Consider the following 19,604-nt stretch of genomic DNA (forward strand, 5'->3'; position numbering starts at 1 on the left):
GTTCTCAAGGAACGGACGCTTCCTTCAGGCGGCTTTCACACCGGCCCTCCGGGCGCTTCGTTCTTTCGTGTTTCCAGCTTACCAGATGTTTTCCGCTCCGTTTTCCGGAGTTTCATTCATCGGATTCCCGCTGGGGGGATTTCCTTCGACTTCGCTCCGAAGCCTATCAAAGCCTTCGGTGTGCTCAGTCCCGGGATTTACCTTGTCGGAGAGGGCGTGCATTCGATGAAGCACACTCGCCTCGACTCGGCGGTGTCGTAGACACTAACGCCTGAGCCTGACTGATGTCCAGTCGGTCCCAACCGTTCAAACCTACTAGCCCACCCTTACCACGTCAATGGTTTGGCCGGGATGCGAGAAGAGTAGCAGCTCAGGGGCCTGTTGATCACATCGGCTCAGGCCGCGACCGGCTGCAGGTCCGCCCGGTCGGCCGCGTCCAGATCGCCGGTCTCCCCGGCCGCCGCGGCTTTTCGGCCCAGCACCAGCGCGTAGAGGAGGAACGCGACCTCCGCGAGCGCGCCGATGGTGATCCGGGCCCAGGTCGGCAGGCCGGACGGGGTCACGAACGCCTCCAGGACGCCCGACACCGCCAGCACCGTCGCCAGGCCGATCCCCATGCCGACGATCGAGCGGCCCTGTTCGGCGAGCGCGGTGGCCCGGGTGCGCGGGCCGGGGTCGACGATCGTCCAGCCGAGGCGCAGTCCCAGGCCGCCGGCGACGAAGACGGCGGTCAGCTCCAGCAGGCCGTGCGGAATGAGCAGGCCGAGGAAGGTGTCGAGCCGGCCGGCGGAGGCCATCAGCCCGATGCCGAGACCGAGGTTGAGGACGTTGCTCGCCAGCACCCACAGCACCGGCAGGCCGAGCACCACGCCGTAGAGCAGGCACTGCACGGCGATCCAGGCGTTGTTCGTCCAGACCTGGGCAGCGAAGGAGCTCGCCGGGCGGTCGGAGTAATAGGTCTCGTAGGCGCCGCCGGGCCTGGTCATCTCGCGCAGTTCGTCCGGCGCGGCCAGGCTCCCGCGGACCTCGGGATGGCCGGCCACCCACCAGGCGACCAGCGCGGTGGCGAGCAGCGACAGCACCGCGACCGGTATCCACCAGCGGCGCGAGCGGTAGAGCGCGGCGGGGAAGCTCACCGCGTAGTAGCGGGCGACGTCCCGCCAGCCGCTGGTCCGGCTGCCGGTGACCGCGTCGCGGGCCCGGGAGACCAGGCTGGTGAGCCGGCCTTCGAGGGTCGGGTCGGGCGCGGCCGCCTGGACCTTGGCCAGGTGCCCGGTGGCGCGCTGGTACAGGGCGACGAGTTCGTCGGCCTCCTCGCCGGTCGGGCGCCGCTTCCTGGCGAGGGCGTCCAGCCGGGCCCACTCCCCCTGGTGGGTGGCGACGAAGACGTCCAGGTCCATGCGGCGGCTCCATGGTCGGCGCGGGCGCGCGGTCGGGCGGTGCGGACAGGTGGGCCCAGCATGCCAGGGCCGGACGGTGCGACGGCCCCCGGGACCTCACTTCCCGGCGGGCTCCGCGGACCCGTATGTTGACGGCAGCAGATCTCGGGATCGTGGGGGCCGATCCGCCGGATTCCCCGCCACGGACCGCGTACCACCGACGGGAACGGACAGGTGTCTTGAGCGACCTGGTGACGGGCGAGGCGGTCGTCCTCGGCCTGCGCGCGGCGAAGCTTCCGAGCCGGGGGCTGGCCATCGCACTGGACCTCACCGTGCAGATCGCCGGACTGGTGGCGACGACCCTGCTGCTGAGCCTGGTCCTGGTCGACCTGGACGGAGCGGCGGTCGCCGCCGTGACGATCGGGCTCACCGTCTTCTTCCTGGTGGCGCTGCCGGTCATGATCGAGACGCTGACCCGGGGACGTTCGCTGGGGAAGGCCGCGCTGGGGCTCCGGGTGGTGCGCAGCGACGGCGGGCCGGTGCGGTTCCGGCACTCGCTGGTGCGCGGGCTGATCGGCTTCCTGGAGATCATCGTGCTGTTCGGGGTACCGGCGGTGGTCTGCTCGGTGGTGTCCACGGACGGCAAGCGGCTGGGCGACGTGTTCGCGGGGACGCTGGTGGTCCGTGAGCGGGTACCCGGCGGGAGCGGGGCCGCGATCTCGCTGCCGCCGGTGAACCCGCAACTGCTCCAGGCGATCGGCGGCGAGCTGGTCGCGCTGGACCTCTCCGCCGTACCGGAGCCGCTCTGGCTGGCCGTCCGGCAGTTCCTCGGGCGGATCGGCGAGCTGGACCGGGCCGTCGCCCATCAGATGTCCGCCCGGCTCGCGGACGACCTGGCGGCCCGCACCGGCCACCCGGTCCCGTACGGGGTGCACCCGGCGGCGTACCTGGGCGCGGTGCTGACCGAGCGCCAGCGACGCGAGTGGAGCCGGGCGCAGGGATACGCGTTCCAGCAGGGCCCCGCCCAGCAGCAGGCCTGGGCGCCGGCCCCACCGAGCACCCCGTCCGCGCCGCCCGCCCCGCCGACGCCTCCGGCCTCCGGCACCGGTTTCGCCCCGCCCGCCTGAGCCAGCCCGGGACCGCCCGAGACCGCCCGAGACCGCCTAGCCGAGCCCCTCGCCGTACCCGAACTCGGCCGGCCACGGGTTCGGCGGCGACTCCAGCTCCTCCAGCTCGACCCCGCCCGCCGCCAGGACGACGTCCCCCGCCAAGTGCACCACCTGCTGCTCGCCCGTCTCCAGGTCCGCGACCTGGTAGCGCTCGACGACCAGCGGCCCCGAGTCCGTCGCGTGCGTGTCGACGCCCTCCAGCAGCCAGCCCTGGTCGAAGGTGCGCGGCGCCAGCACCGGCTCGGTGAACGCCACCAGCCGCACCCGCGCGCTCGCCCCCTCCCGCAGCCGCAGCAGCCGCGCGGTGGCGACCAGGAACCCGGGCGAGCGCCCGGCGAAGCCGTGGGCCCGGTCGTGCCCCTCCACCGCCTGCTCACCGGCCGGGTCCGCCGCGTCGGCCCGTACCCAGGCGACCCCGTCGACGGCGCCGCCGCGGACCTGCCAGCCGCCGGCCCGCAGCTCCATCCGCAGCGGCCGGGCCCGCGAATCCAGGGTGAGGTCCACCGTGCCGAGGACGCGGCCGTCCGGCGCGTACGTCTTGGAGACGTACCGCCAGCCGACCGGGCCCGGAGCGCAGCTGAACCGCTCCTCGCCGAGCAGGACGTGGTCGTGGGTGTCGTGGAGCGAGTACCGGCCGTTGGGCATGCCCGAAAGCCTACGTCCGGGCCGGGGCGACGACTTCGGACGGGCCGTGCAACCTCCCCCGGACTCCCCGCATCAGGGAGGTGAGTGCCGCACCCGCGGCACCGGCGGAAGGGAGCATCCATCAATGGCGAAGCAGACCCGCGACGCCGATTTCACGGCGTTCGTCGCGGCTCGGGCGCCGTGGCTCCGCAAGGTGGCCTACCTGCTCTGCGGCGACTGGCACCGCGCGGACGACCTCGTCCAGGAGTCGGTCACCAAGCTCTACGTGCGCTGGGGCCGGATGTCCAAGGTGGACAACCTCGACGGCTACGTGCGGACGGTGCTCGTCAACACGTTCCTCGCCGAGCAGCGCTCGCCGTGGGGGCGGTGGTCGGCACGCCGCCGCGACGCGGCCCTCCCGGAACGGGCGGCGGTCGTCCCGGACCCGGACGTCTCGGTCGACCTCCGTGCCGCACTGTCCGCCCTGCCGTCCCGTCAGCGGGCCACGGTGGTCCTGCGCTACTACTGCGACCTCACCATCGAGCAGACCGCCGCCGCGATGGGGTGCTCCACCGGCAACGTCAAGAGCCAGTCCTCCCGGGGCCTGCACGCGCTGCGCCGGCTCCTCGACCACGAGACCGTCGCAGCGGCGGCCGGTCCCTCCGAAAGGATCACATCGTGAACGACCCGTACGACGGTTCCTCCTCGCTGTCCGCGGCCGAGCAGCGGCTGGCCGCCGAGCTCACCGCGCTGGCCGACTCCCCGGCGCCCGGCATGGCCTCCGACACCTCCTGGGCGGTCCGGGCCGGGCGCTCCCGGCTGATGCGCCGGCGCCTGGCCGTGCTCGGCGCGGTGACGGCGGTGACGGTCGGCGCCGCCACCCTCGGCGCCAGTTGGCCGGAGAGCCCCTCCGGCTCCACCGTCGCGGCGGCCTCCGCCGCGACCAACACCAACCCCGTCGGGCCCCGGGTCGGCCCGGACACCGGCCACGACCCGCTCGTGGTGCAGGCCACCTTCGGCTGGGTGCCCGCCGGCTTCGACGACTTCACCTACAACAAGGGGTTCAGCGGGCAGCCGGAGATGTCGCAGGTCAAGGTCATCGGCCCGAAGCGGGCGGGCTCCACCGACGAACTCAACCGCCAGTTGCTCTTCCTGAGCGTCTACGCGCCCGGGGTGGAGCCCCCGCTCGACCTCGGGTCCGGCCCCGGGTACCGGGTGGACACCGACCCGATCAACGGCCGGCCGGCGTACTGGCTCGGCACCGCGCCGGGCGACCCGTCCGGCGGGATCCTGGACCGGACGCTGCGCTTCAAGGTCGCCGACGGCCGCTGGGCCGAGCTGCACGGCTCGTACATGAGCGACGCGGACAACGTCGCGGACGTGCTGGTGCAGGCCGCCGCCGAGGTCCAGGCCGCGCCCCAGGCGGTGGCCCTGCCCTTCACGATCACCGACGTGCCGGCCGGCCTGGTCCGCTCGGGGTCGAGCCTGGCCTACGGCCCCGGGAGCGCCTCGGGCTACCCGTGGACGGCGTCCGTCGGCTTCACCCTGAACGGCAAGCCGATCTCGGTGACCGCCCACCCCGACACCGCGCCGGCCCCGGCGCCGAAGAGTCTCCTCACTGCCCCGAACGGCCTCTCGGCCGCGGAGGTGGCGAAGGCCTGCAAGAGCTCCAACGGCGTCAGGATCTGCGTCTCGGCGGGGCAGGACGGGGAGGCGCCGTTCACCTCGATCGGCGGCTTCAACGGCCTGCTCGACCGGGTCACCTCGCTCGGCACCGACGAGAACGCCTGGACCACGGAGGTCCTCAACTGAACCCGTTCCGCGCACGCCGGTGGCCGGCACTCCCCCACGGGGCAGTGCCGGCCACCGGCGTGCGTCGGCGCGGGGCCGATCAGTAGCGGTACTGCTCCGGCTTGTACGGGCCCTCGACCGGGACGCCGATGTAGTCGGCCTGCTCCTGGCTGAGGGTGGTCAGCTTCACGCCCAGCGCGTCGAGGTGCAGGCGGGCGACCTTCTCGTCCAGGTGCTTCGGCAGGACGTAGACGCCGATCGGGTACTGCGCGGTCTTCGTGAACAGCTCGATCTGGGCGATCGTCTGGTTGGCGAAGGAGTTGGACATCACGAACGACGGGTGGCCGGTCGCGTTGCCCAGGTTCAGCAGGCGGCCCTCGGAGAGCACGATGATGGTGCGGCCGTCGGCCTTGCGCCACTCGTGGACCTGCGGCTTGACCTCGGTCTTCACGACGCCGTCGAGCTTGGCCAGGCCGGCCATGTCGATCTCGTTGTCGAAGTGGCCGATGTTGCCCACGATGGCCTGGTGCTTCATCCGCTCCATGTGGGAGGCCATGATGATGTCCTTGTTGCCGGTCGTGGTGATGAAGATGTCGGCGATCTCGACGACGTCCTCAAGCGTGGCGACCTGGTAACCGTCCATCGCGGCCTGCAGCGCGCAGATCGGGTCGATCTCGGTGACGATGACCCGGGCGCCCTGGCCGCGCAGCGACTCGGCGCAGCCCTTGCCGACGTCGCCGTAGCCGCAGACGACCGCGACCTTGCCGCCGATCAGGACGTCGGTGGCGCGGTTGATGCCGTCGATCAGCGAGTGGCGGCAGCCGTACTTGTTGTCGAACTTCGACTTGGTGACCGAGTCGTTGACGTTGATCGCCGGGAACAGCAGCTTGCCGTCGCGGTGCATCTCGTACAGGCGGTGGACACCGGTGGTGGTCTCCTCGGTGACGCCCTTGATGGTGGCGGCGACCTCGGTCCACTTGTTCGGGGTCTCCACGAGCGTGCGGTTGAGCAGCTCCAGGATGATGCGGAACTCGTCGTTGTCCGCGGTGGACGGGTCCGGCGCGGCACCGGCCTTCTCGAACTCGACGCCCTTGTGGATCAGCAGCGTGGCGTCACCGCCGTCGTCCAGGATCATGTTCGGGGTCTGGCCGTTCGGCCAGGTGAGCGCCTGCTCGGTGCACCACCAGTACTCGTCCAGGGTCTCGCCCTTCCAGGCGAAGACCGGCACGCCCTGCGGGTTCTCCGGGGTGCCCTCCGGGCCGACCGCAATGGCGGCGGCGGCGTGGTCCTGGGTGGAGAAGATGTTGCAGGAGCACCAGCGGACCTCGGCGCCGAGGGCGGTGAGGGTCTCGATGAGCACCGCGGTCTGCACGGTCATGTGCAGCGAACCGGTGATCCGGGCGCCGGCCAGCGGCTGCGACGCGGCGTACTCGGCGCGGATGGACATCAGGCCGGGCATCTCGTGCTCGGCGAGCTGGATCTCCTTGCGGCCGAACGGGGCCAGGGAAAGGTCGGCGACCTTGAAGTCACCGGTGATGTCGGTCGACATGCGTCTGCTCCTCGTGTGACGGGTGGGGCGTGGCCAAGGTCCTGGTGTGCGTCACAACACGGCGGGCCGCGCGGGTGTGCGGCGACGCCAGGGCGACCGGCCCGCGGCACGGTCCACCGGCGCGGCACGGATGCCCTGTTGCTCGGCACAAACCGTCGGAGGACCTCTCTCCCTCGACCGGCCGCGCACCCCCTCGGGGGCGGGCCGCCGATCGACCGCCATCAGCAGCGACGTTCTGGCTCTGGGGACGAATCTACACCGACGGCCCCGGGCGGCGGCCCGCTACGGCCGTTTTCGGCCTCCCGCACCGCCGCCGCCCGGCGCCCCTCAGTGCGCTCCGCCGGGGACCGGCCCGCCGGGCGTCGCGTGCGGGTCTTCGCCCGCCGCCTCCTTCTCCGCGCTGTAGATGTCCGGCTCCAGGTAGATCGCCCGGGCGATCGGCACCGCCCGCCGGACCCGCACCTCGGCGGCGTCGATGGCCTCCGCGACCTCGGCGGCCGTCGAGTCGGCCGGGACGGCGATCTTGGCGGCGACCAGCAGCTCCTCGGGGCCGAGGTGCAGGGTGCGCATGTGGATGACCCGGTCGACCGAGTCGTGGTCGACCAGCGCGTCACGGATCCGGCCCACCGTCTCGGGGTGGGCCGACTCGCCGAGCAGCAGCGAGCGGGTCTCGATCGCCAGCACGAACGCGATGGCGATCAGCAGCAGGCCGATGCAGAGCGTGCCGATGCCGTCCCAGACCGCGTCCCCGGTGATCACGGTCAGGCCCACGCCGAACAGCGCCAGCACCAGGCCGATCAGCGCGCCGGTGTCCTCCAGCAGCACGACCGGCAGCTCGGGCGCCTTGGCCCGGCGGATGTACGACGTCCAGCCGTGCGTCCCCTTGTCCTTGGCGGCCTCGCGGAACGCGGTGAAGAAGGACCAGCTCTCCAGCGCGATGGCGAACACCAGCACGCCCACCGGCCAGTACCAGTTGTCCAGCTCGTGCGGGTGGGCGATCTTCTCGTAGCCCTCGTAGACCGCGAACATGCCACCGACGCTGAACAGCACGATCGACACCAGGAACGCGTAGATGTACCGCTCGCGCCCGTAGCCGAACGGGTGCTCGGGGGTGGCGGCCCGCTGCGCCCGCTTGCCGCCGACCAGCAACAGCACCTGGTTGCCCGAGTCGGCCAGCGAGTGGACGCCCTCCGCGAGCATCGAGGACGAGCCGGAGAACGCGAAGGCCACGAATTTGCTCACCGCGATGCCCAGGTTCGCGGTGAGCGCCGCGAGAAGCGCCTTGGTACCGCCTTCGGTGCTCATGCCCGGAAGGTCCCTCCGTCGGGGGCCGTCCGTACGGCCCGTGCCGGACGCCCGGTCTACCGGGTCGTCGTCGACCGCATACGGTACCGGGCCGCCCGCCGCGGGCTCAGGACCGTACTGCGGCGAGGCCCAGGTAGACGGCGGCGAAGTCGGTGAGCGCGACCAGGTCGACCAGCGCGTGCAGCGGGTCGGAGCGGCGGCTGGCGTACTCGGTGAGCCGGACGTCGTGGGCGGTGGCGAGCCGGTGCGCCCGGGTGGCGCCGAAGCTGCGCGGGCCGGCGTCGTCGGCCGGCACCTCGCCGGGGCCGCCGTCCGCCTCCCCCGCCCCGCCGGGACCGGACGGCGCCGCGGCGGACTCGCCGGGGACGTGCCGCAGCAGCAGGACCTGGAGGTGCAGCGGGTCCGGCTCCTCGACCCGGTCGCGGAAGAAGTCGTCGGGGTCGGCGCCCGCGCCGAGCTGCCCGGTGAACATGCCGCGGTGCGCGGTGAGCGCCTGCGGCAGCAGGCCCGCCAGGGCGGGGCGGCCGGCCCGGTCGGCGAGCTGGGCGGCGAACCGGACGGCCGCCGCGCCGGCCACCGGGCCCTCGGCCCAGAGCAGCGGAACGGTCCCGGCCAGCCGGGCGGCCAGCCCCTTGGCCGGGTTGGTGTACGCGGCGGCGTCCGGGCGGCAGCGCACGGCGGTGGCGTCCAGCAGGTCGGCGGTGAGCGGCAGCGCGTCGTAGGCCAGCTGGGTGACGCCGAGCTTCTGGGTGAGCGCGAGCATCGGCGCGAGGTGGGCCCAGAGCGCGGCCGGGTCCTCGGCGGGCAGGTCCGGCTCGGCGGACCCGGGGCCGCCGGGCGCACCGGCACCGGCCTCGGCGGACTCGACGGCGGACGGCACGAAGGGCAGTGGCAGCGCGCGGACCTGGAGCGCGGCCTCGGCGAGCGGGCTGCCCTCGGGCGCGGTGACGACGATCGCGCAGCCGCGCGCGTAGGCCTGCTCGGCGAGCGCGACCAGGCCCCGTTCGCCGCCGCCGGCGGAGCTGATCACCAGCAGGTCGAGCGGGCCCGCCCAGCCGGGGAGCTGCCAGGCCAGGCCTGCGGTGAAGGCGGCCGGGGCGGTGGCCCGGTCGGGGCGTGGGACGGGCGCGGCGTCGGTGGGCGGCAGCGGGGCGATCAGGCTCGCGGTGCCGGCCAGGGCGGCCAGCATCTCGCCGGCGGTCAGCGCGCTGCCGTGCCCGGCGACCAGGACGGCGCGCGGGCGGCCGTCGGGGCGCAGCCGGTCCAGGCCGGCGGCGTCGGCGAGCCGCAGGGCGGTGCGGACCCGGGCGCCGGAGCCGGCGAGGGCGAGCAGCGCGCGGTCGTGGTCGGCGCGCTGGAGGGCGGCCGGGTCGTCGAGCAGGGTGTCGTCGAGCATGCGGCGGGCCTCCGGCAGGTGGCTGGGCGCTGAGGACGGCGGGCGGCGGACGCGGGGCGGGGCCGCCCCTCCAGGATCAGGCCGGGCGGCGGGCCTCGTCCACCAGCAGGACCGGGATGCCGTCGCGCACCGGGTAGACGAGGCCGCAGCCCTCACCGGTGCAGACCAGCTCCGGCTGCTCCTCGGTGCCGCCCTCGGTGAGCGCGGCCCGGCACTGCGGGCAGACCAGGATCTCCAGCAGGAAGGATTCGAGCTTCATGGCGTTCGGTCTCCGGTCTCGGTGCGGGGGGTCGGCGGGGCGGCACAGCGGTGCCCCGGCCGAGAGGAAACCCTACCGGCCGGGGCACCGGGGCCGTACGTCAGGCGCGGACCACGGCCAGCACGCCGTCGCGCAGCTCGGCCATCCTCGCCGGGTCCTTCGCCTCGACGTTCAGGCGCAGCAGCGGCTCGGTGTTGGAGGCGCGCAGGTTGAACCACCAGTCCGGCCCGGCCACGGTGAGGCCGTCCAGCTCGTCGACGGTGGTGCCCTCGACGGCGAAGGCGGCCCGGACGGCGGCGGTGCGGCCGGCCTGGTCGGCGACGGTGCTGTTGATCTCGCCGGAGGCGGCGTACCGGTCGTACTCGGCGGTCAGCTCGGACAGGGTGCCCGGCTGTCCGCCGAGGGCGGCCAGCACGTGCAGCGCGGCGAGCATGCCGGTGTCGGCGCGCCAGAAGTCGCGGAAGTAGTAGTGCGCGGAGTGCTCGCCGCCGAAGACGGCGTCGGTGACGGCCATCTCCTGCTTGATGAAGGAGTGGCCGACCCGGGTGCGCACGGGGCTGCCGCCGAGCTCGCGGACCACCTCGGGCACGGTCCAGGAGGTGATCAGGTTGTGGATGATGGTCGGCTCGGCCTCGCCGGCGGCCTTGGCGCGGGCGATCTCGCGGGCGGCGACCAGCGCGGTGATGGCCGACGGGGAGACCGGCTCGCCGCGCTCGTCGACGACGAAGCAGCGGTCGGCGTCGCCGTCGAAGGCGAGGCCGAGGTCGGCGCCGACCTCACGGACCTTGGCCTGGAGGTCGACCAGGTTCTTCGGGTCGAGCGGGTTGGCCTCGTGATTGGGGAAGGTGCCGTCCAGCTCGAAGTACATCGGGACGAGATCGATCGGCAGGCCGTCGAAGACGGTGGGCACGGTGTGGCCGCCCATGCCGTTGCCGGCGTCGACCACGACCTTCAGCGGGCGGACGGCGGTGAGGTCGACCAGGCCGAGCAGGTGGTCGGCGTAGCCGCGCAGGGTCTCCCGCTCGGAGAGGGTGCCCGGCCGGACGTCGCGGACCGGGACGGTGACGGTGTCGTCCTCGCCGGTCCAGGACTCGACCAGCTCGCGGATCTCGGCGAGGCCGGTGTCCTGGCCGACCGGGGCGGCGCCGGCCCGGCAGAGCTTGATGCCGTTGTACTCGGCCGGGTTGTGGCTGGCGGTGAACATCGCGCCGGGCAGGTCGAACGCGCCGCTGGCGTAGTACAGCTGGTCGGTCGAGCAGAGGCCGATCCGCACGACGTCGGCGCCGTAGCCGGCCGCGCCCTCGGCGAAGGCCAGGCTCAGCGACGGGGAGGAGGGGCGCATGTCGTGGCCGACCACGATCGCGGTCGCGCCGGTGACCTGCACGAACGCGGCGCCGAAGGCGCGGGAGAGGCTCTCGTCCCACTGGTCCGGGACGACGCCCCGTACGTCGTACGCCTTCACGAGCTGCTTGAGGTCGCGCACTGCGGCTCCACCCTGGTTCTGTGTCTGATCGGCGAACGCGCCGGGCCTGGCCGGCGGGCTGATCGCCCGTGGTCACGATACGACCGGGCGCGGCGGCGGCCGCCACCCGGTACAGGGGGGCAGCGTACCCGGGCGGGCGGAACGGTTCGTGCGGGGGCGGGAGCCGGACGCGGGCGGGAGCGGGCCGGGCGGGGGCTCAGTTGTCGGGCGAGCGGAGCACCCGCAGGTGGCCGCGGCGGTGCCCTCCGGTGGACTCGCCCTCGGGGGCGCGGCCCTGACGCGGGGTCTGCGGGCGGGCGGCCTCGCGGACGGCGTTGGCGAGCGCCTCCAGGTCGTCGCTGCTGCGGCGCAGCGGTCCGGCCTCGGCGGCGAGCCGGACCACCTCCCAGCCGCGCGGGGCGGTGAGGCGCTCGGCGTGCTCGGCGCACAGGTCGTAGCAGTGCGGCTCGGCGTAGGTGGCGAGCGGTCCGAGGACGGCGGTGGAGTCCGCGTAGACGTACGTCAGCGTCGCGACGGCCGGACGGCCGCACGCGGTCCGCGAACAACGACGTACAGAGCTCACGAGGGTGGACGGTACAGCACTCCTTGCCGGGGAGCGAAGACCGCCTGTCCGGAGGGTGTGCCGTGTCGTCGTCCGCGCGCCGCCCCGGCGCTCCGCTCGCCCCGGGCGAACAGCTGCGGGGGTGGTCCACTTCCTGGCGTCCAAGGACTACTCTCGGCAGTGATATGGACAGCTCCGCACCGCAGTCATCAACGGGCCCCTCACGCCGCCCGCGGCACCGTGACCGGCACGGCCGGGGTCTGCGCGGCCCGCTGGCGCCGCCGCAGGTCCCGATCTCGCTCACCCGCTCCGAGTTGTTCGACGACTACGTGCGCGAGTCGGTGGAACGGCTGGAGCGGCGCTGGCCGCAGCTGATCGAGGTGGAGTTCGCCGTCCAGGAGGTGCCGCTGCACGAGCCGGACGGCACCGATCCGGACGGCGGGGTGCCGCTGGGCCGGGTCTCGCCGGGCCGGCAGGGGCGCAAGAGCCAGATCGTGGTGTACCGGCGGCCGGTGGAGATCCGGGCGAAGTCGCGGGAGGACCGCGCGGCGCTGGTGCACGAGATCCTGATCGAGCAGGTGGCGGAGCTGCTCGGGCTCTCCCCCGACGCCATCGACCCGCGCTACGACGAGGACTGAGCCGGGAACGACGGAGGGGCCGCACCCGTGATCGCGTGATCGGGTGCGGCCCCTCCGTCGTCCTCGCGGCGTCAGCGCAGGACCACGCCGGGGTCCTGCGAGGCCTGCGGGACCTTGACGCTGGAGCGGTCGTCGCGCAGTGCCTGGACGGTGAACATCGGTACGTCCTTGGTGGTGATCGCGAGCATCCGGGCGGCGGCGACCGGGCCGCCGGAGACGGTCTCCACGGTGAGCGCGTAGCTTCCGTTCAGTCCGGCGGGCTCGGGCGCCGGGACGGCGACGGTGCCGCCGGCCGGCAGTTGGACGTCCTGGGTGGCGGGGGTGCCGCCGCCGGTGCCGGCCGAGGCGGTGACCCGGACGGTGGCGGCCTCGCCGGTGGAGGTGAGGAAGAGCGTGGACGCGCCGCCGCCCCGGTTGTCGGCGACGGTGGCGCGGGCGCCGACCGGCACGGTGCCGGCCAGCCAGGCCGAGTCGGTCTTGCCGTTGGCCGCGGCGCGGTCGATCCGCAGGCCGGCCACCACCGGGGTGGGGTGCTTGTCGTCGGTGGGCGAGAGCCGCAGTCCGGCGACCTCGTCGCGGGTCACCTTGCCGAGGTCGACGGCGGCCACCATGCCGGCCTTGACGTGGATGGACTCGTTGCCGGCCGGGGTGAACCAGCCGTTCGTGCCGGAGAGCTCGATCTTCAGGTCGGCGTCGTCCTCCGGCGGGGCCCAGACGACCAGCCGGGCGGACGCGGTGTCGGCGGGCAGTCCGGGCAGCACCTGGACGGGCGCCGGGTCCGCGGAGGCGGGCACCCAGTCGGCGCCCTTGCTGCCGTCGGCGGCGTGCAGGGCGGCGCCGACCCGGCCGGTGCGGGCGACCACGTGCACGGCGAGGTCGGCGACCTGGCCCTTGCTCAGGGTGGGCAGCAGCACCGACTGCGAGCTGCCGGGGGCGATGCTGATGCCGTTGGCGGCGTCGTTCTCGATCAGGCCCTTGTCGCCGTAGAGCTTGATGTCGACCACGGCGGCGCCGGCCTCCGCGTTGACCAGGCTGATGTAGTCGTTGCGGCCCTCGGCGGTGGAGGCGCCGGCGAACCAGAAGCCGGTACCGGACGGCGTGCAGGTGATCCCGGACAGGCCGAGGCCGCGCTGCTCGGTGACGGTGGTGGTCTGGGTGACGGTGAAGCCGGGGGCGAGCGCGCCGGTGGCGACGGCCCCGGAGCCGGGGGCCAGGTCGCCGTTGGCGGCGGGGGCGGTCACCGGGGTGCCGGGCTTGGCCAGGGTGAGCCGGGCGTCGGCGGGCGCGGCGTCCTTGTCGGGGGCCGGCGCGGGTGCGGCGGCGGGGGCCGTGGGCGCGCCGGTGGCGGCCGGGGCGGTGGCCCCGGCGTCCGGGGCGGCGGTGGCCGGCGGGGCGGCGGGCGCGGCCGCGTCGGAGAGCCAGCCGGCGCCGCCGGAGGCCTCGCCCGCGCCGGGCGGGGTGTACGCGGTGAGGGTGGTGGAGCCGGTGAGGCCCTGGAGCGGCTGCGGGCAGACCGCGGTGCTCCGCTCGACCTGCGCCGAGGTGGCGGTGGCCCGGTCGGTGGCGGCCGGGGTGGCCGGCGGGCGGAGCTCGGCGATGCCGAACACCGCCGCGAGCACCACGCCCGCGGCCAGCAGCGACCGGGTGGTCCTCGCCGCGCCGGAGCCCCTCGGGGCGGGGGCGCCGTCGAAGGCCCCGGTGGACGCGGCCGCGGGGGCGGTGCCCGGCGCGGCGGACTTCTTCCTGAAGGCGGGCTTCTTCATCGCGGGTCAGCTCCCCGATCCGTGGTGGTGCGGGTACCGGCCGGGGCCGTTCGGGTCATGGGGCTCGTTCGGGTCCGGCTGCTCGTAGTAGGGCTCGGCCTGCTGCCCGGGCACCCAGGGCTGCTGGCCTGCCTGCTGGCCCGGCTGCTGCCGGCCCATCTGCTGGTACTGGTCGTAGCCGTACTGCTGCTCCGCCGGGTACGCCGGGTAGCCCTGCTGCTGGTAGCCGTCCTGGCCGCCGTACCCCTGGCCGCCGTACGGCGCGCCCACCGGCTGCTGCGCGGCGTAGGGGTCGTAGCTGTAGGGGTCGGCCTGCGGGTACGCCTGGTACGGGTCGGTGTACGGCTCGGCCTCCTGCGCGGCGGCGGCCTGGGCCGCCGCGGCCTCCGGTTCGCCGGCGGACTGCGCCGGAATCGCGCCCGGCCGGCCCTCGTACACCCCGGCGTCCGGCTCGTCGGTGTCCGGGACCTCGCCCTCGGCGCCCTCGGCGCGCTCGGCCATCCGGCGGGCCCGGCGGCTGCCGGGGGCCGGGGCCTGCGCCTGGGCGGCGGCGGCCAGCGCGGCGGCCTCGACCACGCCCTCGGGCAGGTCGTCGTCCTTGTGGCTGCGCCGGCCGGGCAGGGCCAGCACCAGGACGGTCAGGCCGAGCAGCAGCTGGGCCCAGATCCAGCCGGTGTGCAGCAGGCCGGCCTCCCGGGTGACGACCAGCTTGCCGCCGCCCGCCGGGAGCTTGAAGCCCTGCGCCCAGCCGTCGACGGTGACCGGCTCCAGGGCGGTGCCGTCCAGGGTGGCCTTCCACTGCGGGGCGGCGGACTCGGCGAGGCGCAGCACCCGGCCGTCGGGGCCGGCCGGCAGCGTGGTGTCGAGGTCGCGCTCGCCGGACGGGACGACCACGGGGACGGTGCCCGGGGCGGTGATCAGCGCGCGGGTGGCGGGGGTGCCGTCGACCTGCCAGAGCGCGGCGCCGCCGTCCTGGTTGGCCTTGACCAGGCCGGGGGTGGTGTCCAGGACGTCCTTGAAGGCGCCGATCAGCGGCTGGTCGACCAGCACGTAGGCGATGCCGTAGCGGGAGAGCGCGCCCGCCTGGTCGGCACCGGAGCCGGCCAGCAGGCTGCCGACCGTGCGGTCCAGGCCGGCCGTGGTGCCGGTGGCCGGGTCGACGGTGGACTCGGCCTGGCCGAGCGTCAGACCGGCGCCGCGGACCACGGTGTAGGCGACCGAGCCGCCCTTCGGGTCGCCGGTGACGACCAGGGTGCGGGAACGGTCGGTGGTGCCGGCCTGCTCGGCGATGAACGCGGGCACCTGGGCGCCGCGGCCGCGGTGCAGCGGGCCGTCGGCGCCGGTGACGGCCCACCAGAGGCCGGTGCCCAGCGGGGCGAGCAGCGCGGCGGCCACCACCAGGGCGGCGACCGGCTGGCGCCAGCCGAAGGCGATGCCGGCCACGCGGGCGTTGGCGCCGTCGGCACCGATCGCGGCGGCGGCCAGCAGGGCGACGCCGGCCAGCAGGGTGGCGGGGCCGGACCACGCGGGCACGGCCGGGCCGCCGGAGGCGGGGGTGACCGAGGTGCCGGCCACCGCGACGGCGAACAGCAGTCCTGCGCCGGCGGCGCCCCAGGCGGCGAGCACCGCGCGGCGGCGGTCGGCGCGCAGCAGGGCGGCCAGCGCGGAGAGCACCACGCCGGCGGAGAGCCAGACCGGCGGCACCCCGGCGCCGCCCGGGTTGACCAGCAGCAGCCCGGTGGCGGTCGGGCCGGCCCCGTGCAGGCCGGGCAGGCCCGCCTCCAGCAGCAGCCACTGCGGGTGCGCGAGCACCTGGAGCGACCAGGGCGCCAGCACGCCGACCGGCACCGCGAGGATCACCAGGACGCGCAGGCCGAGCAGGCGCAGCGCGGTGACGCCGGAGCCGAAGGCGCCGCCGCGGACCACGGCGGCGACCAGCATCGCCAGGCAGAGCGGAACGGCCAGCGCCCAGACCAGCGGCACGAAGGCGGTGGCCAGGGTGAGCAGCAGGACGGTCATCCAGGCGGAGCGCCAGCCGGGGCGGGCGCCCTTGGCGGCGCTCTCGTCGCGGATGCCGAGGCCGGCGGTGATCGCGGCGGCGCGGGCCAGCGGCGGCAGCAGCACGGCGAGCACGGCGGTGCCGATCCGGCCCTGGGCGAGCGCGCCGGTGGCGGCGGGCAGCAGCGCGTAGGTGGCGCTGGCCCAGGCGCGGACCAGCTTGGAGTCGATCAGCGGCCGGGAGACCAGGTAGGCGCTGACGGCGGAGAGCGGGACGGCGAGGACGACCAGCAGGGTGACCGCGAGGTCGGCGTGGTCGAACAGCATCCAGGAGAGGATCGACAGCACCGCGAGGTAGGGCGGTGCGGCGGCGGTGGAGCCGGTGCCGACGGGGTGCCAGGCGTCGGCGTAGGCCGACCAGAGCCCGGCCGCGCCGTCGGTGGCGGGCAGCAGGGCGCCGCCGAACAGGGCGTCACCGCCGAGCAGGCCGCGGCAGGCGACCAGGGCGAACACCAGCAGGGCCGCGAACAGCACCGGGGCGGGGCGCCGGACCAGCTTCTTGAGCAGCGCGAACTGCTCGACGACCAGGTCCTCGGCGTCCTCGTCGCCGCCGGCCTCGGCGGTGCCGTGCCGGCCGGCGCCGGCGTCGTCGCCGCCCCCTATGCCGAGCGAGCCGATGGCGCCCTCGACGGCGAGCCGGGCGGTGGCGCCGGGTGCGGGGAAGAGCGTGCGGTCGTCCAGGGCGTCGGCGGCGCGGCCGCGGGCGCGGCGTTTGCGGGCGGCCAGCAGCCGGGGCAGCCTGACGAGTTCGTGGCCGAGGCCGGCGAGTTCGTCGAAGGCCTGCTTGGGGTCCTTGCCGAGCAGGTTGGCGACCACCCGCAGCAGGGTGCCGAGCACCAGCCGCAGCAGGACGTAGGGGAAGAGCGCGCCCTTGGAGTTGGCGAGCAGGGTGTAGACGGCGCCGGCCTTGTCCACCCGGTGCGGGTGGGCGGGGCCGCAGTCGATGGCGCGGCGCTCGCGGCTGGCGGCCTCGGCGTGCCGGAGCACGGCGTCCGGGGCGACCACGACGCGGTGGCCGGCGGCGTTGACCCGCCAGCAGAAGTCGGTGTCGTCACGCATCAGCGGCAGCGCCCGGTCGAAGCCGCCGAGCTCCTCGAAGACGTCGCGGCGCACCAGCATGCCGGCGGAGGAGACGGCGAGCACCGGACGGACCTGGTCGTGCTGGCCCTGGTCCTGCTCGCGCCGGTCGAGCCCGGTCCAACGGCGGCCGGAGCGCGCGATGCTGACGCCGACCTCCAGCAGCTGCCGGCGGTCGTACCAGCTGCGCAGCTTGGGGCCGACGACGGCGGCGCTGGGGGTGGAGTCGGCGACCTGGAGCAGCTGGCGCAGCGCGTCGGTCTGCGGTTCGCAGTCGTCGTGCAGCAGCCACAGCCACTCGACGGGCCGGGTCTCCCGGGGGCCGCCGCGGCCGAGGTCGTCCTGCTCGCCGAGGGGGTCGCCGAAGTCGTCCCAGCCGCCGGTGACCGGGTCGTAGCCGGAGGGGTCGAGCCGGTAGGGCAGGTCCTCGGGGCGCAGCGGGGGGCTGTTGAAGACGGCCTCGGCGACGGCGGTGCCGAAGCCGGCCCGGCGGCCGAGGACGGTCGGGCCGCTCTCCGGGAGCCAGTCGGCGAGGGTCTCGGCGAGCAGGCGCGGGGAGTCGTCGGTGGAGCCGGTGTCGACGGCGAGGACGCGCTGGACCTGGCGGTCCTGGCCGAGCAGGCCGGCGAGGGCCTGGGGCAGCCAGCGGGCGCCGTCGTGCGAGACGATCACGGCGGTGACCAGGTGGCGCGGGTAGGCGGGCGGCCTGCTGGAGGAGAGGCCGCTCTGGTGGCTGTAGACGGTCATCGCGTGCGCGGGCCCCAGTTCTCGGTGGACACAGCCGGTGAACGGCAACCGGATGGCGCACCACACTAACGGCTCCCGGTGGCGGCTCCGTCCACGGTGTCCGTCCCGGTGGCCGGCCGGGAACGCGAAAGCGCCTCACCACCTGTGGTGAGGCGCTCCGTCGCCGGCCGCGGGTGCGGGCCGGTGGTTCGAGGATCCGGGGTCCGGTGATCCGGGGGGCGCGTCCACCCCGGTCAGACGGCGCTCTTCTTGAGCCGGCGGCGCTCGCGCTCGGAGAGGCCGCCCCAGATGCCGAAGCGCTCGTCATTGGCGAGGGCGTACTCCAGGCACTCGGAGCGGACCTCGCAGGCGAGGCAGACCTTCTTGGCCTCGCGCGTGGAGCCGCCCTTCTCGGGGAAGAAGGATTCCGGGTCGGTCTGGGCGCACAGCGCGCGCTCCTGCCAGCCGAGTTCCTCTTCCTCCTCGATGCCGTCACCGATCAACAGCTCAAAGAGCTCGCTCATGTGGCGCGCCTCCTCTGCCCCTATTGGCGTCCCCGTGGTTGCCGTTGCCTCGTGCGGCCGACGACACGAGTGAAATTACAGTTGCGTCACTCTGGCCCAGTCAAGCCGAGCTCTGGTATTGGGGCCAGGATTCACTCCCCGGCACCAAGCCGTTACGAATAGTGTACATAACCGGACACATCGGACCTCCCGCCCGATTGCCCTCGAAGGCCGGTGAACCCTTCGCGACCGGGGGCCGGGTGACGCGCAGTCACCGCCACAGGCCGGTCACCGCCCTCTCTTCCCGGCGATCTTCCCATCGAAACATAGAGGGTGATTTATCACCCCATCGGGTACTTCATGACCCATCTCCCCCGAATGTCCGCTCTCGCCGAGTTGACAGCGCCCCCGCGGATACGATGTCCTTGCCTCCATGTCAGAGTTCGCCAGCCCCCGGAGCGGTTCCGCCCTCCGCCGTGCCGTGAACTCCTGTTGTCGCCTCTGCTCCTGCCGCTGTATCTAGGCGCCCGCCGTCCCGCCGCGCGCCGCCCAGGAAGCACAGAGGCCGCCCGCGATTCCCGCCCCAGGACATCCCGGATCCGGCTGATCCCCTGACGACCCAGCCCTTCCGAGGACGACTCCCGTGCGAATGATCCGCATCCGCAAGCGGAACCGCGACCGCAGCAAGCTCGCCCGCCACACCCTCCGCGCCGCCACCCGCCCCGTCGCCCCCTCCCCGGCCGCCCGCCCCGGCGGTCACCCCGGCGACCACCCGTGGGCCGACGGCCTCAGCGACGTCTCCATCGCCGGCGACCCGCTGGCCTTCCCGCACCTCGCCCGCACCGACCTGCCCGGGCACCCCGTCACCGTCGCCGACCACTCCCGGCTGGTGCGCGAGATCGCCGCCGACCGCGCCCGCTGGGAGCCGCTGGTCCGCTACGACGCGCTCACCCGCTGGTACGCCCGGCTGGAGACCGGCCCCGGCTACGAGGTCTGGCTGCTCAGCTGGCTGCCCGGCCAGAGCAGCGGCCTGCACGACCACGGCGCCTCCTCCGGCGTGATGACCGTCGTCCAGGGCGAGCTCGTCGAGCGCTCCCTCACACACGCCGGCGATGGCGCCCGGACGCTGCGTCCCGGCGGCCAGCGGGTGTTCTCCGCCGGGTACCTGCACGAGGTGGTCAACGGCTCGCTGGAGCCGGCCGTCTCCATCCACCTCTACAGCCCCGGCCTGACCGAGATGAACCAGTACGGCGGCACGGCCGTCCCCGAGCAGCACCCGCAGGCGTCCGCCGAGGTCGGCTGAGACCGGCCGGGCCCGCCGGGGCACGGCGGCGGACGGTCGA

General features: G+C 74.5%; 17 protein-coding genes. 6 read left to right on the forward strand and 11 right to left on the reverse strand.

What is annotated here, in order from left to right; translation table 11 throughout:
- A partial coding sequence (locus tag ACFZBX_RS35475; protein WP_391537936.1) for a hypothetical protein occupies positions 1 to 261 on the forward strand: 261 nt, incomplete at its 5' end.
- Between the two features lie 134 nt (positions 262 to 395).
- Here ACFZBX_RS35475 and ACFZBX_RS35480 read toward each other — a convergent pair.
- The gene (locus ACFZBX_RS35480; protein WP_391537937.1) at positions 396 to 1,400 is read right to left on the reverse strand and encodes a stage II sporulation protein M; all 1,005 of its coding nucleotides are present in this window, start codon (positions 1,398 to 1,400) and stop codon (positions 396 to 398) included.
- Between the two features lie 218 nt (positions 1,401 to 1,618).
- On the opposite strand from ACFZBX_RS35480, the gene ACFZBX_RS35485 reads away from it, so the two are divergent.
- On the forward strand, positions 1,619 to 2,506 hold the full coding sequence (locus tag ACFZBX_RS35485; RefSeq protein ID WP_391537938.1) for an RDD family protein: 888 nt from the start codon (positions 1,619 to 1,621) through the stop codon (positions 2,504 to 2,506).
- A gap of 36 nt (positions 2,507 to 2,542) precedes the next feature.
- Here the strand turns inward: ACFZBX_RS35485 and ACFZBX_RS35490 are convergent, their stop codons facing one another.
- Positions 2,543 to 3,193: a hypothetical protein gene (locus tag ACFZBX_RS35490; RefSeq protein ID WP_391537939.1), complete on the reverse strand. Its 651-nt coding sequence runs from the start codon at positions 3,191 to 3,193 to the stop codon at positions 2,543 to 2,545.
- A gap of 124 nt (positions 3,194 to 3,317) precedes the next feature.
- Here ACFZBX_RS35490 and ACFZBX_RS35495 point away from each other — a divergent pair, with 124 nt between their 5' ends.
- A complete protein-coding gene (locus tag ACFZBX_RS35495) occupies positions 3,318 to 3,854 on the forward strand; it encodes a SigE family RNA polymerase sigma factor (protein WP_391537940.1) in 537 nt (178 codons plus the stop codon).
- On the forward strand, positions 3,851 to 4,984 hold the full coding sequence (locus ACFZBX_RS35500; RefSeq protein ID WP_391537941.1) for a hypothetical protein: 1,134 nt from the start codon (positions 3,851 to 3,853) through the stop codon (positions 4,982 to 4,984). Before ACFZBX_RS35495 ends, ACFZBX_RS35500 begins: the two co-directional genes overlap by 4 nt.
- Before the next feature lie 79 nt (positions 4,985 to 5,063).
- On the opposite strand, the gene ahcY is transcribed toward ACFZBX_RS35500, so the two are convergent.
- The 6 genes from ahcY to ACFZBX_RS35530 all read right to left on the reverse strand — a co-directional run bounded on the left by ahcY (position 5,064) and on the right by ACFZBX_RS35530 (position 11,517).
- Positions 5,064 to 6,512 (reverse strand): adenosylhomocysteinase, encoded by a 1,449-nt coding sequence (gene ahcY / locus ACFZBX_RS35505; protein WP_391537942.1) that lies wholly within the window; start codon positions 6,510 to 6,512, stop codon positions 5,064 to 5,066.
- 327 nt (positions 6,513 to 6,839) lie between these two features.
- A complete protein-coding gene (locus ACFZBX_RS35510; protein WP_391537943.1) occupies positions 6,840 to 7,817 on the reverse strand; it encodes a cation diffusion facilitator family transporter in 978 nt (325 codons plus the stop codon).
- Between the two features lie 106 nt (positions 7,818 to 7,923).
- Positions 7,924 to 9,213, reverse strand: coding sequence for an SIS domain-containing protein (locus ACFZBX_RS35515; protein WP_391537944.1), 1,290 nt, complete (start codon positions 9,211 to 9,213; stop codon positions 7,924 to 7,926).
- A 76-nt stretch (positions 9,214 to 9,289) separates the two neighbouring features.
- The gene (locus ACFZBX_RS35520) at positions 9,290 to 9,472 is read right to left on the reverse strand and encodes a Trm112 family protein (protein WP_344321698.1); all 183 of its coding nucleotides are present in this window, start codon (positions 9,470 to 9,472) and stop codon (positions 9,290 to 9,292) included.
- A 100-nt stretch (positions 9,473 to 9,572) separates the two neighbouring features.
- On the reverse strand, positions 9,573 to 10,955 hold the full coding sequence (locus ACFZBX_RS35525; RefSeq protein WP_391537945.1) for a phosphomannomutase/phosphoglucomutase: 1,383 nt from the start codon (positions 10,953 to 10,955) through the stop codon (positions 9,573 to 9,575).
- A gap of 196 nt (positions 10,956 to 11,151) precedes the next feature.
- Positions 11,152 to 11,517, reverse strand: coding sequence for a DUF3499 domain-containing protein (locus ACFZBX_RS35530; protein ID WP_380762709.1), 366 nt, complete (start codon positions 11,515 to 11,517; stop codon positions 11,152 to 11,154).
- A gap of 164 nt (positions 11,518 to 11,681) precedes the next feature.
- On the opposite strand from ACFZBX_RS35530, the gene ACFZBX_RS35535 reads away from it, so the two are divergent.
- Positions 11,682 to 12,134: a metallopeptidase family protein gene (locus tag ACFZBX_RS35535; protein WP_350554486.1), complete on the forward strand. Its 453-nt coding sequence runs from the start codon at positions 11,682 to 11,684 to the stop codon at positions 12,132 to 12,134.
- A gap of 71 nt (positions 12,135 to 12,205) precedes the next feature.
- Here ACFZBX_RS35535 and ACFZBX_RS35540 read toward each other — a convergent pair whose 3' ends face one another.
- The 3 genes from ACFZBX_RS35540 to ACFZBX_RS35550 form a co-directional block, all read right to left on the reverse strand.
- On the reverse strand, positions 12,206 to 13,897 hold the full coding sequence (locus tag ACFZBX_RS35540) for a DUF5719 family protein (RefSeq protein WP_391537946.1): 1,692 nt from the start codon (positions 13,895 to 13,897) through the stop codon (positions 12,206 to 12,208).
- A 6-nt stretch (positions 13,898 to 13,903) separates the two neighbouring features.
- Positions 13,904 to 17,779, reverse strand: coding sequence for a glycosyltransferase family 2 protein (locus ACFZBX_RS35545; RefSeq protein WP_391537947.1), 3,876 nt, complete (start codon positions 17,777 to 17,779; stop codon positions 13,904 to 13,906).
- A gap of 233 nt (positions 17,780 to 18,012) precedes the next feature.
- Positions 18,013 to 18,282 carry a WhiB family transcriptional regulator gene (locus ACFZBX_RS35550; RefSeq protein WP_030310813.1) on the reverse strand — a complete coding sequence of 90 codons (270 nt, stop codon included), beginning with the start codon at positions 18,280 to 18,282 and terminating at the stop codon, positions 18,013 to 18,015.
- Positions 18,283 to 18,910: 628 nt separating this feature from the next.
- Here ACFZBX_RS35550 and ACFZBX_RS35555 point away from each other — a divergent pair.
- On the forward strand, positions 18,911 to 19,564 hold the full coding sequence (locus ACFZBX_RS35555; protein ID WP_391537959.1) for a cysteine dioxygenase: 654 nt from the start codon (positions 18,911 to 18,913) through the stop codon (positions 19,562 to 19,564).
- The last annotated feature ends 40 nt before the right edge of the window (positions 19,565 to 19,604 follow it).

The sequence above is a fragment of the Kitasatospora sp. NPDC008115 genome (genome assembly GCF_042957205.1).
Taxonomy (GTDB): Bacteria; Actinomycetota; Actinomycetes; order Streptomycetales; family Streptomycetaceae; genus Kitasatospora.